15 protein-coding genes and 2 tRNA genes are annotated in these 16,228 nt (G+C 34.1%); 12 read left to right on the top strand and 5 right to left on the bottom strand.

What is annotated here, in order from left to right; translation table 11 throughout:
- The first annotated feature begins 76 nt into the window (after positions 1-76).
- Positions 77-1,264, top strand: coding sequence for a DUF445 domain-containing protein (locus SLW70_RS00945; protein ID WP_320890013.1), 1,188 nt, complete (start codon positions 77-79; stop codon positions 1,262-1,264).
- 213 nt (positions 1,265-1,477) lie between these two features.
- Here the strand turns inward: SLW70_RS00945 and gpmI are convergent, their stop codons facing one another.
- Positions 1,478-2,995, bottom strand: coding sequence for a 2,3-bisphosphoglycerate-independent phosphoglycerate mutase (gpmI, locus tag SLW70_RS00940; RefSeq protein WP_320890012.1), 1,518 nt, complete (start codon positions 2,993-2,995; stop codon positions 1,478-1,480).
- A gap of 124 nt (positions 2,996-3,119) precedes the next feature.
- Positions 3,120-5,489, bottom strand: a complete 2,370-nt coding sequence (locus tag SLW70_RS00935) for a DUF5916 domain-containing protein (RefSeq protein WP_320890011.1) — start codon at positions 5,487-5,489, stop codon at positions 3,120-3,122.
- Between the two features lie 228 nt (positions 5,490-5,717).
- On the opposite strand from SLW70_RS00935, the gene SLW70_RS00930 reads away from it, so the two are divergent.
- From SLW70_RS00930 to SLW70_RS00920, 3 genes are all read left to right on the top strand, one after another.
- Positions 5,718-6,440 (top strand): murein L,D-transpeptidase catalytic domain family protein, encoded by a 723-nt coding sequence (locus tag SLW70_RS00930; protein ID WP_320890009.1) that lies wholly within the window; start codon positions 5,718-5,720, stop codon positions 6,438-6,440.
- 201 nt (positions 6,441-6,641) lie between these two features.
- A tRNA-Gly gene (locus SLW70_RS00925) sits at positions 6,642-6,714 on the top strand.
- Positions 6,715-6,756: 42 nt separating this feature from the next.
- A tRNA-Gly gene (locus SLW70_RS00920) sits at positions 6,757-6,829 on the top strand.
- Between the two features lie 35 nt (positions 6,830-6,864).
- On the opposite strand, the gene pepE is transcribed toward SLW70_RS00920, so the two are convergent.
- A complete protein-coding gene (gene pepE, locus SLW70_RS00915; protein WP_320890007.1) occupies positions 6,865-7,572 on the bottom strand; it encodes a dipeptidase PepE in 708 nt (235 codons plus the stop codon).
- A 116-nt stretch (positions 7,573-7,688) separates the two neighbouring features.
- On the opposite strand from pepE, the gene SLW70_RS00910 reads away from it, so the two are divergent.
- The 4 genes from SLW70_RS00910 (at position 7,689) to SLW70_RS00895 (ending at position 10,401) form a co-directional block, all read left to right on the top strand.
- Positions 7,689-8,447 carry a hypothetical protein gene (locus SLW70_RS00910; protein ID WP_320890006.1) on the top strand — a complete coding sequence of 253 codons (759 nt, stop codon included), beginning with the start codon at positions 7,689-7,691 and terminating at the stop codon, positions 8,445-8,447.
- A gap of 218 nt (positions 8,448-8,665) precedes the next feature.
- Entirely contained in the window at positions 8,666-9,415 is a 750-nt protein-coding gene (locus SLW70_RS00905; protein ID WP_320890005.1) for a hypothetical protein, read from the top strand.
- 96 nt (positions 9,416-9,511) lie between these two features.
- Complete coding sequence (locus SLW70_RS00900; RefSeq protein WP_320890003.1) at positions 9,512-9,838, top strand: twin-arginine translocase TatA/TatE family subunit; 327 nt, start codon at positions 9,512-9,514, stop codon at positions 9,836-9,838.
- Positions 9,838-10,401, top strand: coding sequence for a phosphatase PAP2 family protein (locus SLW70_RS00895; RefSeq protein ID WP_320890002.1), 564 nt, complete (start codon positions 9,838-9,840; stop codon positions 10,399-10,401). Before SLW70_RS00900 ends, SLW70_RS00895 begins: the two co-directional genes overlap by 1 nt.
- A 163-nt stretch (positions 10,402-10,564) precedes the next feature.
- On the opposite strand, the gene SLW70_RS00890 is transcribed toward SLW70_RS00895, so the two are convergent.
- Both SLW70_RS00890 and SLW70_RS00885 read right to left on the bottom strand, forming a co-directional pair.
- Positions 10,565-11,206, bottom strand: a complete 642-nt coding sequence (locus tag SLW70_RS00890; RefSeq protein WP_320890001.1) for an O-methyltransferase — start codon at positions 11,204-11,206, stop codon at positions 10,565-10,567.
- Positions 11,207-11,362: 156 nt separating this feature from the next.
- Positions 11,363-12,352: a glycosyltransferase family protein gene (locus tag SLW70_RS00885; RefSeq protein WP_320890000.1), complete on the bottom strand. Its 990-nt coding sequence runs from the start codon at positions 12,350-12,352 to the stop codon at positions 11,363-11,365.
- A 197-nt stretch (positions 12,353-12,549) separates the two neighbouring features.
- On the opposite strand from SLW70_RS00885, the gene SLW70_RS00880 reads away from it, so the two are divergent.
- The 4 genes from SLW70_RS00880 (at position 12,550) to SLW70_RS00865 (ending at position 16,219) form a co-directional block, all read left to right on the top strand.
- Positions 12,550-13,245, top strand: coding sequence for a hypothetical protein (locus SLW70_RS00880; RefSeq protein WP_320889999.1), 696 nt, complete (start codon positions 12,550-12,552; stop codon positions 13,243-13,245).
- Between the two features lie 40 nt (positions 13,246-13,285).
- A complete protein-coding gene (locus SLW70_RS00875) occupies positions 13,286-14,641 on the top strand; it encodes a UDP-N-acetylmuramate--L-alanine ligase (RefSeq protein WP_320889998.1) in 1,356 nt (451 codons plus the stop codon).
- Positions 14,642-14,662: 21 nt separating this feature from the next.
- Positions 14,663-15,355 carry a RadC family protein gene (radC, locus tag SLW70_RS00870; RefSeq protein ID WP_320889997.1) on the top strand — a complete coding sequence of 231 codons (693 nt, stop codon included), beginning with the start codon at positions 14,663-14,665 and terminating at the stop codon, positions 15,353-15,355.
- Between the two features lie 174 nt (positions 15,356-15,529).
- The gene (locus SLW70_RS00865) at positions 15,530-16,219 is read left to right on the top strand and encodes a YjjG family noncanonical pyrimidine nucleotidase (protein WP_320889996.1); all 690 of its coding nucleotides are present in this window, start codon (positions 15,530-15,532) and stop codon (positions 16,217-16,219) included.
- The last annotated feature ends 9 nt before the right edge of the window (positions 16,220-16,228 follow it).

Here is a 16,228-nt window from a genome sequence, read left to right as displayed (position 1 = left end):
ATTAAATTAGTAAAATGAATAATAGGTAAGTAGTATCATGGAGGACGGTCAAACTAAAAAAACTAATTTAATAAAAATGAAAAGAATTGCGCTAAGTGTTTTGGCTGCTGCTGTTCTTTGTTTTTTTATAGCTCATTATTATGAGATAGGTTGGCTGAAAGCGTTTAGTGAGGCAGCTATGGTAGGTGGAATTGCAGATTGGTTTGCTGTGGTGGCTTTGTTTAAACATCCTTTAGGGATTCCTATTCCACATACAGCTTTGATTCCTAATAATAAAGATGTAATTGGTCAAAATTTAGGAAGTTTTGTTTCGGATGAGTTTTTGATTAAAGAAAAATTAGAAATGAAACTTGACGAATTTGATTTTGCGACAAAAAGTACTAATTGGTTGAAAGAAGAGAAAAATGCTAATACAATTTCATCGTTGGTAGTTGAAAATGTGATTCCATCAATTCTAAAAACTATAGAAGATACTGAGGTGAAAAGATTTATTCTGGAGCAATTTGAAAGTAAAATGCAACAGATGAATTTTGGTGAATGGGTTGCTATTGGTTTAGAGTCGTTGTCTAAAGATGATAAACAGGCAAAATTAATAACCAATGTGTTGGCTATTTTATCAAAAGAGTTAGAATTGAATCGAAATGAGATTCGAGAGAAAGTTAAAAATGCAACACCTTGGTATACGCTTGGGGTGGCAGATAAAAAAATTGCCGATGGTGTTTTTAATGGTCTGTATGAGTTTTTGGATATGGCTAAAGAACCCGACAGTTCCATTCGTAAAAAGATTAATGACTATGTTTTGAATTTTATTTCCGAATTGAAAAATTCTCCTGAAATGCAACAAAAAATAAGTAAGATTGTATTTGAATTCACTAAAAAACCAGAGGTTCAGGAATATATTGGGTCGATTTGGATAGAGTTAAAAAATGCGGTGTTAGCTGATTTGGAAAAAGGAGAATTGTCAAAAATAAAATTCAATATCACTAAGATGATTGTGGATTTTGGCAAAAGTATCCAGAATGATAGGGTGATGATGAATAAGATAAATAATTTTATAAAAGTAGATGCGCTAGCTGTTTTACTTCGGAATAAAAAAGCCATAGGGGATTTGATTGCAACATCGGTGCAAAGTTGGGATAAAAAAGAAATTGCCAATAAATTAGAGCTAGAAGTAGGGAAGGATCTTCAGTATATTCGAATCAATGGGACAGTTGTAGGCGGAATTGTAGGACTTGTGATTTATTTTGTGGAGCAATTGCTGTAGAGATTTTAATAAATATTCCTAATCTTTCTTTTTAGCCCTGATAGCAGCGGAAATCCTTGTGGCGGCAGGCGTTAAGCCGACACAAGATTGCAGCGGATAGCAGGGACTATCTTTCCTACAAACACTAAATGTTCTGCTCTAAAAATTGAAAATATGACAAAAAAAAACTGCTCCAATGATGAAGCAGTTTATGATAATAGTGTTGTGTTTATTTTATAATAATGAATGTTGAGTCATTACTGCTGGCTGTGCTACACCCATCAAATCTAAGATGGTTGGAGCTACATCACCTAAAACTCCATCATTTACTTTTTTGATTTCTTTGTCAACCAAAATAAATGGTACTGGGTTTGTTGTGTGCGCTGTATTTGGACTTCCATCTGGATTAATCATGGTTTCGCAGTTTCCGTGATCGGCAATCACAAGAACCGAATAATCATTAGCAATAGCAGCAGTGATTACTTTTTCGACACATTTATCAACGGCTTCACAAGCTTTGATAGCGGCTTCCATAATTCCAGTATGTCCTACCATATCTCCGTTAGCGAAATTCAAACATACAAAATCAACCTCTCCTTTTTCGATTTCAGGAACTAAAGCGTCTGTCAGTTCGTAAGCACTCATTTCAGGTTGTAAATCGTAAGTGGCAACTTTAGGAGAGTTCTTAAGGATACGGCTTTCGCCAATAAAAGGCTCTTCACGACCTCCAGAAAAGAAGAAAGTTACATGAGGGTATTTCTCAGTTTCAGCAATACGGATTTGTTTTTTGCCTGCTTTTTCTAAAACTTCACCCAGCGTTTCCGTGATGTTATCTTTGTTGTACACCACTTTTACGTTTTGGTAGGTTTCGTCATAGTTGGTCAACGTAACATAGTACAAGTTTAGTTTGTGCATGTTTTGTTCGTGGAAATCTTGTTGCGAAAGCGCTTCAGTCAATTCACGACCTCTATCTGTTCTAAAATTGAAGAAGATAACAACGTCATCTTCTGCGATAGTAGCTAGTGGTTTGTTGTTTGTGTCAACAGCGATAAGTGGCTGAATGAATTCGTCAGTAACATCGTTTCCGTAGCTAGTTGCGATAGAAGTTACGATATCTTGTGTTGGTGTGCCTGTACCGTTAACAACTAAGTCGTAAGCTAATTTTACTCTTTCCCATCTTTTATCACGGTCCATTGCGTAATAACGACCAATAACCGAAGCTACTTTTACAGGTGTATTAGCAATGTAATCTTGTAAATCTTGAATGTATTTTTTACCTGATTTAGGGTCTACATCACGACCGTCTGTAAAGGCGTGTACAAAAACGTTGTCTAAACCGTAATCTTGTGACGCATCGATTAGTCCGCGTAAGTGAGAAGTATGTGAGTGCACACCGCCATCAGAAACTAATCCTAAGAAGTGTACTTTTTTATTATTGTCTTTAGCGTATTGAAAAGCATCTTTCAACACTTGTTCTTTGGCTAGTGTTTTATTGGCTACAGCTAAATTGATTTTGGCTAAATCTTGGTATACAATTCTTCCTGCGCCAAGGTTCATGTGACCTACTTCACTATTTCCCATCTGCCCTTCAGGAAGACCTACGTGAAGACCATCGGTACGCAACTGGGCGCTAGGGTATTTTTGGTATAAGCTATTTATAAAAGGGACATTGGCATTGTCAATTGCTGATACTTTTGGGTCAGGAGATTTTCCCCAACCATCTAATATCATAAGGATTACTTTTTTGTTCATTTTGTCAAGTTTTATGCAAATATAAAACTTTTAAGAACTTTGAACGCCATCCTGAATTAGTATTATTGATTTATAAACAATGAGCTAACAAAGTTAGATTGATTTGTTGCAGAAAATTAGAACGTTATTTAGTTAATGAGTTGTAGTCAATAAAATAGCGAAGTCTAATGGAGATGATATTGGTCAAGTTGCTGTCAAAAACATTTTTAATATTGGTTTTTAAGTTGCGTTCGACAATATTATTGCTTTCCTGAGCGTAATTGCGATATAGAATGGAGATTTCGCTTCCAGGTGCAAACCACCATGAATAGGAAATGTCAAAATTCCAAGAGTTGAAATTTCGGTCTTTGTTCATTGAAAAACTGTCGTTTTTTAAAAGATAACCGTCGTCTTGTAAGGTTAAAAATTGATTCACTTCAGAGTACGACCAATAGTAGCGTGCCGAAAGATTAAGCGTCATTCGGTTGCTGATGGCATATTTTGCGGTGATGTCATTTTGTAAAATTTGCCTATTTCTTTGGCCAAAAATAATGTCGGAATTGTCAAATGCAACCCATCCTCTGTCATTTTTTTGGATAGTATATTCAGAGGCTAATGTGACTGAGAATCGATTGTTGAAACGATACATTGGACTTAAGTAAAAGCCGTATATTTCTCTGTTTTGTTCGTTAAATAAAATGATAGAAGGCTGAAATGAGATAGCAAAATGCCTATTTTTATTAGAGGATAAATTTAAAGACGAATAAAATTGTTTAGGTATATAAACGAATTTTCCATCTGTTCTTGGTTCGTAAAAGTCAAAGATTTCAAACGGTGTATATTGAAAAAGAAATTCAAAGGAATCATTTTTAAGTGTTGAAGCTTTTATTTCTGTTCCAATGGTTGCAGTTTGATATTTTCCAGTAGTGTTTTCAATCTCTAGGTTTGCGGCTTGATTAATGCTAAGGGTATTAAATAGTCTAGTAGGATTGACAATTCGATAACTTCCATTCGCATATAAGCTATGGTAGTTGTTGTAAAATAAAATTCCTAGGTCGTTTGTGTTGTAGTCTTTGGTGAGGTGTTTTCCAGCGAATTCATAGCGATATTGCCCACTTGTTTTGGCAAATCCTAATTCTGTTTTAAATCCATTCGAATTTTCAGTATCCCTTATTGTACTATATTTGAAATCTCCATAGAGGTTGTATGAGTTTGATTTTGTGTTTAAATCAAATAAAACAGCTGAAACATTAGCATCTCTGAAACTTCCTTCGCGAGTAGTGTTAGTATTTATAAAGGTAATAGATGAATTTTGTCTAAAACGTTGATCGAATACTAGTATGTTGTAATTGGTTAGAGGCTGAATTATGGCTTCTCTATCAGTATTGGTTGTGTTGTCGTGTATGGTTGCGAAAGTTTTTTCGGTTACAGCGTTCATGAAACCGATACCGAGGCCTTTGTGGGTTCTTCCTGATATTTTAACGGCATTTATCAGATTGACAGTACTTGGGAAGTTTGTAATTTCCTCGTTGCTGGATATTGTGTTTTCAAGGGTTTCTTTTTCGGTTATTGGGCTCCCACCGATTCTTCTAGAATAAAATAAATTGCCTTTGGTGAATAAATTGGTGCCTTCAGTAAAAAAAGGTCTGTTTTCTACTAGGGTTTGTTCGAATGGTTCTAGGTTTAATATAGCATTGTCAAATTTTGTTTGACCAAAATCAGGTACTAATATCGCATCAAGAGTGAAAGAGTCATTGATGCCGTACTTTATATCTAAACCCGCTTTTAAGGTTCGGTCCGAAGTGTTTTTGTCTACTTGATAATAGGCAGAAGTATATGGAATTATAAATAATCTCGTAGGCGGTTTTATATTTTCGATCCCTTCAAGGATTCCTGCTTGAGTTATAACGGCACCTATCTTGGTGTCGATATAATTCCAAGTGTATTTTTGGACATTGCGTTTTATTTCACGCATAAAATTCAAGCCCCAAACTTGTTCTTTTTCATTTGAAAATCGCAACGCTGCATAAGGGATTCTCATTTCGACCGCCCAGCCAAAGTCGGTTATTTTGACCTTGCTTTCCCAGATAGCATCCCAGGTGAAGTCTTCTTGGTCTTCAGTGGCTAAACAATCCATTTGAACACCCGCTGCACTAACGTAAAAGCGGTAATCTTGTTGGCCGTCATTAAATCCGTTGATAAAAACTGAAAAGTGATCTGATGCACCAAAAACATCTCTATTGGTGATTTCTTTCAGTATTTTATCAGGTTCGTTATCGTATAAGACAGCCGAAATATAAATCGCAGTGTTGTCGTAAAGAACTTTTACTTCAGTTTTTTTGTCTTCAGGGATAGGTTTTCCGTTATCAGGTTCATACATGATGAAATTACTGGCAACTTCGGTATTGTTTTGCCATAACTGTTCGTCCATTTTTCCATCTATAGTAATGTTTTTGATAATTGATTTTGCTCTAAGGGTCTTTTTTTGACCAAAGAGTGAAATACTAATTGTCATATAGATAAGGAGAAAAAAGTAGGTGTGTTTACGCATTCAATACATTGGTATTTCAGACAAAAATAACATAATTTTAACAATAAGCAAATTTGAAAAAAGTAAATATTGTGGTTTTTTAATTACAAAATGATGTTAAATTTGTTTTATTACGTTGATTTTTATTATGTTAAGTGAAATAAAGTTATATATTTGTCATCCCGTTTCTATTGTTTAATTTAATCTAAATCAATGCGTTACAGTTTTTTTGTCTATTTGTCTTTATTTCTTTCATTATCTTTCATTACTAAAATATTTTCGTCGGATGCCAAGAGTGTTGAATCCAAAAAAATAACAAAAATAGCCAATATTGATCCTGCTTCAAATGAAGAAATGATTTATGAAAGCTTACATTCTAATAATTTTCAATTGCCGAAACTTGAAATTTTCACACAAGCTTTAAAAGGATTTAACCTTTTGAAGCAAAAAGGTCTTGTTGAAAAAAATATTCTAACAGTAATAGATTTCAGTCTTTCTTCAAATACTCAAAGGCTTTGGGTAATTGATTTGGATACCAATACTATTTTATATAATTCCTTAGTAGCTCACGGAAGAAATTCGGGTGATGAGTTTGCAACTAGCTTTTCAAATTCTCCTGAATCATTCAAAAGTAGTGTAGGTTTTTTTGCGACTGCTGAGATTTATAGAGGAAAACATGGCATGTCATTGAGATTAGATGGTTTGGAAAAAGGATTGAATCATAATGCTAGAGAAAGGGCTGTAGTGATTCACGGTGCTAATTATGTTTCAAATACATTCATTAGAAATAATAAACGTCTAGGAAGAAGTCTAGGTTGTCCTGCTTTGCCGGTTGAATTAACTAATGAAATTATTCAAACTATTAAAGATAAATCTTGTTTGTTTATCTATCATCCGTCAAAAAGTGACGAAATAATGTCACATTTGATTTCATAATGGCTATAATTGGTAAGTTTTAATGGTCGATATAAGTGGTTTGAGCAGAATTTACTACTCTTTGAGATGCAGAATGAAATAAATGTGAAAAGCTAAAGATTTAATTTTAAAAAGATTAGCGATAGATATTATTTTTTTATTAAAAAGTTTGAAAAAAACTTGTTTCAAATTAAACTTATTATTTATCTTTGCGCCAGTAATGCGAAAGTAGCTCAGTTGGTAGAGCTCCAGCCTTCCAAGCTGGTTGTCGCGAGTTCGAGCCTCGTCTTTCGCTCTAAGAGCAAATTAAGTTTGCTAAAGAGTTTAAAATAATAATGCGAAAGTAGCTCAGTTGGTAGAGCTCCAGCCTTCCAAGCTGGTTGTCGCGAGTTCGAGCCTCGTCTTTCGCTCTTTAGAAACCCGAAACATCTTTGTTTCGGGTTTTTTATTTTAAATCACTTAAGTCTGTTTCATTTTCTAGCTCAATTGGATCGTTTCCTTTTTTGAAAAGACGAGCTGATAAACTTCCTTTTAAAGTGATTTGGTTTCCTTTTATTTCTAGCCAGCTTCCTTCTCTTAGTCCTATAACAGGAATGTTGTTGAATTGATGAAACTCTTTTATTCTAGTTTCTCTGCTTTCTCCCATGTGTTTTGATGATGAATCGGCATCCAGGTAATGAGGATTGATGTTAAAAGGAACTAATCCTAAGGTTTGAAAACTCGGAGGATAGATAATGGGCATGTCATTAGTAGTTTGCATTGTCAGTCCGCAAATATTACTTCCGGCGCTTGTTCCTAAGTAGGGAGTGCCATTTTTTATAGTTGCTGATAGCAAGTTCATTATTTTATATGCATACAACTGACTAACTAGTAAAAACGTGTTTCCGCCACCAACAAAAATGCCTTCAGCATTAAGTATTGCCTCAGAAGGATTGTCAAATTCATGAATTCCTTTGATATTGATATTTATTTTGGCAAAAGCCAATGCTGCAATTTTCGTGTAATCATCATGAGAAATGCCACTTGGTCTTGCGTAAGGAATGAAAAGAACTGTAGTGCAGCCTTTGAAGTGATTCTTTAATTCAGGAAGTAAGTATTCGAGATATTTTTCACCTGCTAAGGTTGAAGTACTAGCTATAATAATTTTTTTCATGGCTTGATGTTGAATGGATAAAGATATTAATTCCCTTTGTTATTAATATATTATTACCAAGTTCTTATGAATTATTGTGAAGTGATTCAGATACTTTTACCCTCTAAATAGTATCGATGAATATTGTATATAGTTTGTTCTTGCTTATTTCTGTAGTTGTCTCAGCTCAACAAACCGCTTCAACTGTTGTAAAGGGGAATATAAGTTCATATTCTCATGAGCTCGAAGGGGTTTACGTTGTTAATAGTAGAACTGAGAAAACAGTAATCTCTAATGAAAAAGGTGACTTTGTCATTCCAGCAGAAAAAGGCGACACCATTGTTTTTGCAATGTTTCAATATAATAGAGTTACAGTGATTTTGACTGACAAGCATTTTGGGATTGATGGTTTACAAGTAAAAATGGCACCGATAATAAATCAGTTGAATGAGGTTGTCATTAAGAACTATAGTCATATTAATGCAGTTTCGTTGGGTATAATAGCTGCAGACCAGCGCTCCTATTCGCCAGCAGAAAGAAAATTAAAATCTGCATCTGATTATGACCCTAGTGCTAATGCTGGTTCTATGGCGGGAGGTTCTGTAGGATTGGATCCATTAATTAATATGTTTTCTGGTCGTACAGCTATGCTTAAAAAAGAATTAGTAGTAGAGAAAAAAGAACATTACATGATCCAGTTAAAGAATATGTTTAATGAATTTCATTTTGTGAATAAATTAAATATTCCCGCTATTTACGTAAAAGGGTTTATGTATTATGCAGTCGAAAATGTAAGTTTTACAAAGGTGATGGATACTGATAACAAGATTAGTATTGAGTTTTTATTAGCTCAATTGGCTGAAAAATACCTTAAAATAATTAAAGAGGAGAAATGATACGCTTTATAAAAAGATATATTTCGGACAGATTGACTGTGTGTTTTAATTAGTAAAATGAGAAAAGTAATACTTTTATTAGTAGGCAAAGTAAATAGTCATCTTAAATAAAAGAAAGGCTAGTCTTGGGGTTTTTGCAATAAAACTCGTAACTTTATGCATATACTTAAAATGTGATAAGTTACTTTTTTTAAATGATTTAAAAAACACCATCCCAGATGAAAACTAAAATTGGAATATTATTATTGACATTGTTTTGTCAGTTAAGTTATGCTCAAATTGGAAAATCAAGACTTATAAAAGGACAAGTTCGAAACGACTTGGTTCCAGTTGAAAATGTGATCGTTTTCAATACAAAAGATCATACAGGAACAAATGTAAATACCTATGGTTCCTTTGAGATGATGGCGAGTGTTAATGATACTTTGGTATTTTCGAGTTTAGTATTTAAATCTAAAAGAATTATCCTCAAAGAAGAGGATTTTTTAAAGCCTAAAATTTTCGTTCCTCTAGAGGTTTTTACCAATGAATTGGCGGAGATTATTATTAAGGCTCGAAAGGACATGAGTCCTGTTAGTGGAAATACCCAAAAATATGTTGACTTGCAATATTTTGGTGACGAAAAATCATCTCCCAAAAACACAGCAATGCCGCCAGATGGTTCTATCGATAAAGGGATGGATTTCGTTAGGATGTACAAAGATGTTTTGAAAATAATGAGAAAAAACAGTCCTGAGAAAACGGATTTTCATCAGCAAACCAGTTTTTCTGATTATGTTATTAATCACGTCAATTATTCTTTCTTGTCCAATACGTTGAAATTAAAAGATGACCAAATTAAATTATTTCTAGTTTTTTGTGAAAACGATTCTAAATCAAGAAGCTTGATGAACCCTAGTTCAGAGTTTCAATTGTTGGATTTTTTATCAACCAAAAACAAAGAGTTTAAAAAAATAATAGCAAATTAGGTGTGTGAAGACTTATTCATAGAAAGATATTTTATGAAAAAATTAAAAGACAAGGAATCAAAATATAATATCTTTGCAGGATAAAATAGAATAATTATGTTTGGTATAGGAGGAGGAGAGTTAATTTTCATCATGTTTATCGTTTTAATGCTTTTTGGTGCTGACAAAGTGCCTGAAATCGCACGTACTATGGGTAAAGCAATCGCGCAAGTGAAAAATGCTACCAATGACATTAAAAGTGAAATTCAAAAAGGAGTAGAGTCAAACGGACTTGATACTAAATCACTGACCGATATGACAGGAAGCATCAATTCTCAAATAAATAAAGCAACGGAGGATATTTTAGGCGACACCGTTACTCAAGCCAATAAAATTAAAGAGGATATCGAGGATGTTACGGGTCCAGTTAAACGCCAAATGTAATGCTCGAAAAATTACTTTTACTGGATACAAAACTTTTTCTATTTCTTAACGGATTAGGTTCTGAAACCTATGATGGATTCTGGTTGTTTATTACAAAACAAACCAACTGGACGCCACTTTTCTTGGTCTTTTTATACCTTATTTATAAAAAGATTGGAATGCGACAAACACTTTTTGTGATGGTGTTTGTGGCGCTAATTATCACTCTAACAGATCAAATTACAAATGTATTTAAGTATGGTTTTGAACGATTGCGCCCTTGTAGTAATCCCGAAATTAATACCATCATGCGTGTCGTAAAATCAAGTGCTACTTTTAGCTTCTTTTCAGGGCATGCTGCTAATAGTATGGCAGTTTGTATCTTTTTGTATCAAATCTTAAAGCCATTTTACAAACATACTTATTTGTTGTTTTTATGGCCATTGGTATTCGCTTATAGCCGCATATACCTAGGATTGCATTATCCGCTAGATATTTTGTGTGGGTATTTATTCGGGCTTTTGTCAGGATTTATAGTCTATAAACTCTACCGATTAGCACAGGGCAAATATTTTCCTATTTAATATATTTAGGAGCTTTTTCCAGCACTCCATTACAATCTTACCCCCGAAAATGGTTTTTTCTATACCTCAAAAGGAGCTTCCTCTGGTCGCTCTTTTGAGCCAAGAAAAAAATCCATTTTCGGGGGTAAGGATTTTCATTTCGTTCTGGGCTAGGGCATCAAGTTTATAAAACGCGACTCACAGTCAGTCCATCACGTATAGGTAGTAAGACTGTTTCGACTCTTGGGTCGTCTCTTAATAATTTATTGTATTCAACTAGGATTTTAGTGCTCAGGTCGTTCGGGTGAATTTCTTCGAGAACTTTACCACTCCACAACACATTGTCGGATAAAATAATCCCGCCTTTATTCATTTTGGGAACAATCATCTCAAAATAGTTGATGTAATTTTCTTTATCCGCATCGATAAAAACCAAATCAAATTTGACATCCAATCCTGGAATAATGTCAGTCGCTTCGCCTAAATGTTGTATAATTTGTGCTCCCCAAGGCGATTTATCAAAATGTTTACGCTGAAAATCAACCAATTCTTCTTTGATGTCAATCGTGTGCAAAACACCATTATCTTGCATTCCTTCACACAAGCACAAAGCTGAATAGCCTGTATAAGTCCCAATCTCAAGAATATTCACCGGACGAATCAGTTTAGCCAACATACTCAAAACACGCCCCTGAAAATGACCACTCAACATTCTTGGAAGTAATATTTTCTGGTAGGTTTCTTTGTTTAAAGCTGCTAATAATTCAGGTTCTTTCTCTGAATGTTGTTCGATATAGTCTTCTAAATCTTGGGAGATAAAATGCATTTTCTTTGTTTTTTAATACGGTTTCAAAGGTATAAATTTTAAACACAAAGAGCACAAGGGCGGCACAAAGCTCACGAAGATTTTAGGATTTTTTATGATTTCTAAAATCTGTGTTCCTTTTTCATGGCTAAGCATCAAAGAGAGTAACTCGATTAGTTATTTTTTATAAGTATCAAATAAATATTCTAGCGTTTGGTTGATGTTATTCGCTTTCATTTTGGGGTAAATAATATCCATATTAAGCCAGTTTTCAATAATAAGATTGAAATCATCAGCTACATCGTAAATCACGGGAACACCAAGTTTTTTTAAAGCAGCGGCATTGCATTCCTGCTCGTAATGATTTTTGATAGGAATGGAAAGAATTTTTTTATCTAAATACAAGGCTTCGGCAGGAGTTTCAAATCCACCACCTGTGATTATCCCTTCGCAATTGATAAGGCTTTTGTTGAACTTTTTTTGATTGACAGGAAAATAGGTGATATTGCCAATAGTGTGTTCTTTTTCGACAGTGTCCAAAAACCAGTGAAATTGTATATCAGGTATGGATTTGAAAGCTTTTTCAAGGCAATCTTTGTCAAATGATGGTAAGTATACAGTAATATGCTTTAGGTTTTGTGGTGTTGCATTTACGATTTCGTCCTTAATAATGGGCGGATGGATGAATGAGTCGTATGACTCAAAGTGCAAACCGATATTTTGAGGAGCAGGAGCATAATTCTTAAAAATAAATTCGCCCATCATGCTTCTTTTGTTAGGTCTAGGGGTGTTTTTCGATATAAAACTGGCTTGATGTCCAAATTGTACCGAGTGTACTTTTTGCATTCTACAGGCTAATGCCGTAACCGAATCGAAATCATTGATGACGATGTCGTAGTTTTTTAGTGGTAAAATATCGGCATCTTTATAAATCTGACGAGGTTTAATATTTTTGATAATACTCGGGTAATCAAGCCCTCCGCATTTGCTGTAATATAAACTACAACCTTTACTTTTGAATTTTACAGGTAAATCAGTAGTAAGACTAGCGTTATTTCCGCTTAAGAAAAAATCTACTTCACCGTATTTTTTTAGATAAGGGTAGAGTTGTGTGGCTCTACTGATGTGCCCGTTGCCAGTGGCTTGGATCGCATAAAATATTTTCATTTGTTTTTTATAATAGAAACTAAACCCTTGTTAAAAGTGCTGTTTAATCTTCTAATTTCATCCGACTAAAGTAATTCCTAATTGTTAGTGTAATGTTTTTTAAAGATTTTTTAAATGTTATGATTTGGTGCATATTTTAAGGCTGAGGTTATTTAAAAAATATGGCAATTGCATAGTTTTTTCCTTATTTTTGAAGAATGAAATACGTATTAATCTTTTTGTTTCCTTGTTTACTACTGGCTCAATCTGGTTATGATAGAGCTTATGCTACTTTTGATAAAGAAAAGAATGAACAAGCGCGGCTGGTTAATGAAAAACTTTTAAAAACAAATCCTAATCATCTGAAAGCATTAGAGAATTTGGGAGATATCGCTGGTTTGAATAAAAATTGGGATAAGGCTTTAGGTTATTATGGTAAATTAAAGTCTTTAAAACCTAATGAGGCCAATTATCATTATAAATATGGAGGAGCTTTAGGATTAAAAGCTCTTGAAGTAAATAAGTTCAAAGCACTAGGAATGATTTCGGATATTAAAGGCTCTTTTGAAAAAGCCATTCAATTGGATGCCAAACATGTTGAAGCACGCTGGGCATTAGTTGAATTATATTTAAAATTGCCAGGGATTGTTGGTGGCAGTGAAACTAAAGCAGTACAATATTCTAACGAATTACTGGCGATTTCAGCAGTTGATGGTTATTTGTCGCGAGGTCGAATTGAAGAATATTTTGATAGGTATAAAGCAGCAGAAAGCTATTATAAAAAAGCAATTGCAGTAGGAGGTTCAAAATTGACCTATCAAACACTTGCTAATTTATATGAAGAAAAAATGGGGACGCCTGAAAAAGCCCGATTGCTTTTGGAGGAATTTGAAAATAAAAAAACGATTAATTGATTTTAATATCAATAATCTTAAAGTAAACGAATTAATATAAATGAAAACACATTTTATAGCCATAGGAGGGAGTGCCATGCACAACCTGGCTTTAGCATTACACAATAAAGGGTATCAGGTTACAGGAAGTGATGATGCTATTTTTGAACCCTCTAAATCTCGTTTAGAAAAAAAAGGAATTTTACCAGTCGAATTGGGTTGGTTTCCTGAAAAAATAACTGCTGATATTGAAGCGGTAATTTTAGGAATGCACGCTAAAGCTGACAATCCTGAATTGCTAAAAGCACAAGAATTAGGACTTAAAATTTATTCGTATCCAGAGTTTTTATACGAACAATCCAAAAATAAAACCCGCGTCGTTATTGGTGGTTCTCATGGGAAAACAACGATTACTTCGATGATATTACACGTCATGCATTATCATAATATTGCGGTGGATTATATGGTAGGAGCACAGTTAGAAGGTTTTGATACAATGGTGCATCTTACAGAGGAAAATGATTTTATGGTGCTAGAAGGAGATGAATATTTGTCATCACCAATTGATAGACGACCAAAATTTCATTTGTACCAACCGAATATCGCGCTGATTTCTGGAATTGCTTGGGACCATATCAATGTATTCCCTACGTATGATAATTATGTAGAGCAGTTTGAAATTTTCATCAATAAAATTACTAATGGTGGAATTTTAGTGTATAATGAAAATGATGCCGAAGTAAAACGTGTTGCCGAAGCCGCAACGAATCCAATTCGGAAATTGGCTTATTCAACGCCTAATTATAAAGTCGAAAATGGAACTACTCTACTAGAAACTCCTGAAGGGGATATGCCTATCGAAGTTTTTGGCGCACATAATTTGAATAATTTGGCTGGAGCCAAATGGATTTGCCAAAACATGGGTGTTGATGAAGCTGAGTTTTATGAAGCTATTGCCAGTTTTAAAGGCGCGTCCAAACGCTTAGAGAAAATCGCAGAAGGAATTAAAAAAGTGGCTTATAAGGACTTTGCACATTCACCAAGTAAAGTGGCAGCAACTACCAAAGCGGTAAAAGAGCAATATCCAGATAGAACTTTAATTGCTTGTTTGGAATTGCATACCTATAGTAGTTTAAATGCTGAGTTTTTGAAGGAATATGAAGGTGCTTTGGAACATGCTGATGTGGCTGTTGTGTTTTATTCACCCGATGCAGTAAAAATCAAACAACTAGAAGAAGTGACTTACGAGCAAATAGCAACGGCTTTTAATCGTAAAGACTTGATTATATATACCAATCCAGCGGAGTTCAAAGAGTATTTGTTTGGATTGAATTTTGACAACTCAGCTTTGTTATTGATGAGTTCAGGAAATTATGGTGGTTTGAATTTTGATGAGGTAAAAAGCTTGATGCAATAGTTTTAGCTAAATACTTTAGTTATGGAAAACAATCATTTCCCAATAAAAAACTGGTCTGAGGATGATAAGCCTCGTGAAAAGTTAATGCTCAAAGGTAAAAATGCCTTGAGTGATGCGGAATTGATTGCTATATTGATAGGTTCTGGAAGTAGGAACGAGTCGGCAGTGGAGTTGAGCAAGCGTATTTTGAAATCCGTTGATGGGAATTTGAATGCGTTGGGTAAACTTTCTTTAAAGCAATTGATGGAGTTCAAAGGTATTGGTGAAGCCAAAGCAATCAGCATTATGGCAGCTTTAGAATTAGGAAGACGAAGAAGAGCCGAAGATGCTTTGGAATTGACAAAAGTAACTTCAAGCAAATTAGTATTTGAAGTTATGCAGCCAATAATAGGTGAATTGCCACATGAGGAATTTTGGATTTTGTACTTGAATAATTCAAACAAAATCATTTCTAAAAGACAACTAAGTGTAGGAGGGATTACTGGGACAATGGTTGATGTTCGTTTGGTTTTTAAAAATGCACTCGAACTAGGAGCCGTTTCTTTAATATTGTGCCACAATCATCCTTCGGGTACTTTGAAACCTAGTGAAGCCGATTTGCAGATTACCAAAAAGTTAAAAGCAGCTGGCGATAGCTTAGAGATAAAAGTATTAGATCATTTAATTGTTACAGAGAATAATTATTTTAGCTTTGTTGATGAAGGGATATTTTAATACTTAGTGATTTTGGAAAAAAAAGCCGCGAATTCACGAATTTAATTCATGGTTTTGCGCTTAGAGTGAGATGTTGTTTGAATTAAGACATGGTTAGGAGGAATTAAAAAAAGCTGTAGTGAATCTTCGTGCTTCCTTTGTGCTTTCTTTGTGGTTAAAAAGTTAAAATAAAAAATGAAAGTGAATCCTATAAAAGACGTTTTTTTTGATTTAGACCACACGCTTTGGGATTTTGATAAAAATTCGGAATTGGCATTTGGACGTATTTTTGATGAAAGCCATCCTTCAATTGCTATTAATAATTTTATTGAAGCCTATATTCCTATCAATCAATCCTGCTGGAAATTGTTTCAGTATAATAAAATAAGCCATGAGGAATTGCGTTATAATCGTTTGAAGTATTCTTTTGATGCTCTAGAGTATTCTATTTCGGACGTTGAAATTAATCGAATTTCTGAAAGGTACATTGATTTATTACCTGAGAATAATCATCTTTTTGATGGTGCTTTTGAAATTTTGGATTATTTGAAATCAAAGTATCGATTGCATATCATCACCAATGGTTTTGCCGAAGTTCAGTATAAAAAGATGCATAATGCTCAATTGACTCCGTATTTTACAACCATCACAAATTCAGAAATGGCTGGAGTAAAGAAACCAAATCCCGTGATTTTTGAATACGCCCTAGATTTGGCGAAAGCCAAAAAAGAATCGAGTATTATGATTGGAGATTCGCTAGATGCTGATGTGCAAGGAGCTTTGGATGTGGGATTGGATGCTATCTTTTTTAACGAAAATAAAAGTGCTACCTTTCCGGATATCAAACAAATTAATCATTTATTAGAACTCAAAAAATACTTATAATCGTATGAA

This window comes from Flavobacterium sp. NG2 (assembly GCF_034119845.1).
Classification (GTDB): domain Bacteria; phylum Bacteroidota; class Bacteroidia; order Flavobacteriales; family Flavobacteriaceae; genus Flavobacterium.
The sequence above is the reverse complement of the archived record's forward strand: the minus strand, read 5'-3'. Positions and strand labels throughout refer to the sequence as shown.

Coding starts and splice junctions, on each gene's coding strand:
- SLW70_RS00945 (WP_320890013.1), top strand. CDS start 77: ATGAAAAGAATTGCGCTAAGTGTTTTGGCTGCTGCTGTTCTTTGTTTT.
- gpmI (WP_320890012.1), bottom strand. CDS start 2,995: ATGAACAAAAAAGTAATCCTTATGATATTAGATGGTTGGGGAAAATCT.
- SLW70_RS00935 (WP_320890011.1), bottom strand. CDS start 5,489: ATGACAATTAGTATTTCACTCTTTGGTCAAAAAAAGACCCTTAGAGCA.
- SLW70_RS00930 (WP_320890009.1), top strand. CDS start 5,718: ATGCGTTACAGTTTTTTTGTCTATTTGTCTTTATTTCTTTCATTATCT.
- pepE (WP_320890007.1), bottom strand. CDS start 7,572: ATGAAAAAAATTATTATAGCTAGTACTTCAACCTTAGCAGGTGAAAAA.
- SLW70_RS00910 (WP_320890006.1), top strand. CDS start 7,689: ATGAATATTGTATATAGTTTGTTCTTGCTTATTTCTGTAGTTGTCTCA.
- SLW70_RS00905 (WP_320890005.1), top strand. CDS start 8,666: ATGAAAACTAAAATTGGAATATTATTATTGACATTGTTTTGTCAGTTA.
- SLW70_RS00900 (WP_320890003.1), top strand. CDS start 9,512: ATGTTTGGTATAGGAGGAGGAGAGTTAATTTTCATCATGTTTATCGTT.
- SLW70_RS00895 (WP_320890002.1), top strand. CDS start 9,838: ATGCTCGAAAAATTACTTTTACTGGATACAAAACTTTTTCTATTTCTT.
- SLW70_RS00890 (WP_320890001.1), bottom strand. CDS start 11,206: ATGCATTTTATCTCCCAAGATTTAGAAGACTATATCGAACAACATTCA.
- SLW70_RS00885 (WP_320890000.1), bottom strand. CDS start 12,352: ATGAAAATATTTTATGCGATCCAAGCCACTGGCAACGGGCACATCAGT.
- SLW70_RS00880 (WP_320889999.1), top strand. CDS start 12,550: ATGAAATACGTATTAATCTTTTTGTTTCCTTGTTTACTACTGGCTCAA.
- SLW70_RS00875 (WP_320889998.1), top strand. CDS start 13,286: ATGAAAACACATTTTATAGCCATAGGAGGGAGTGCCATGCACAACCTG.
- radC (WP_320889997.1), top strand. CDS start 14,663: ATGGAAAACAATCATTTCCCAATAAAAAACTGGTCTGAGGATGATAAG.
- SLW70_RS00865 (WP_320889996.1), top strand. CDS start 15,530: ATGAAAGTGAATCCTATAAAAGACGTTTTTTTTGATTTAGACCACACG.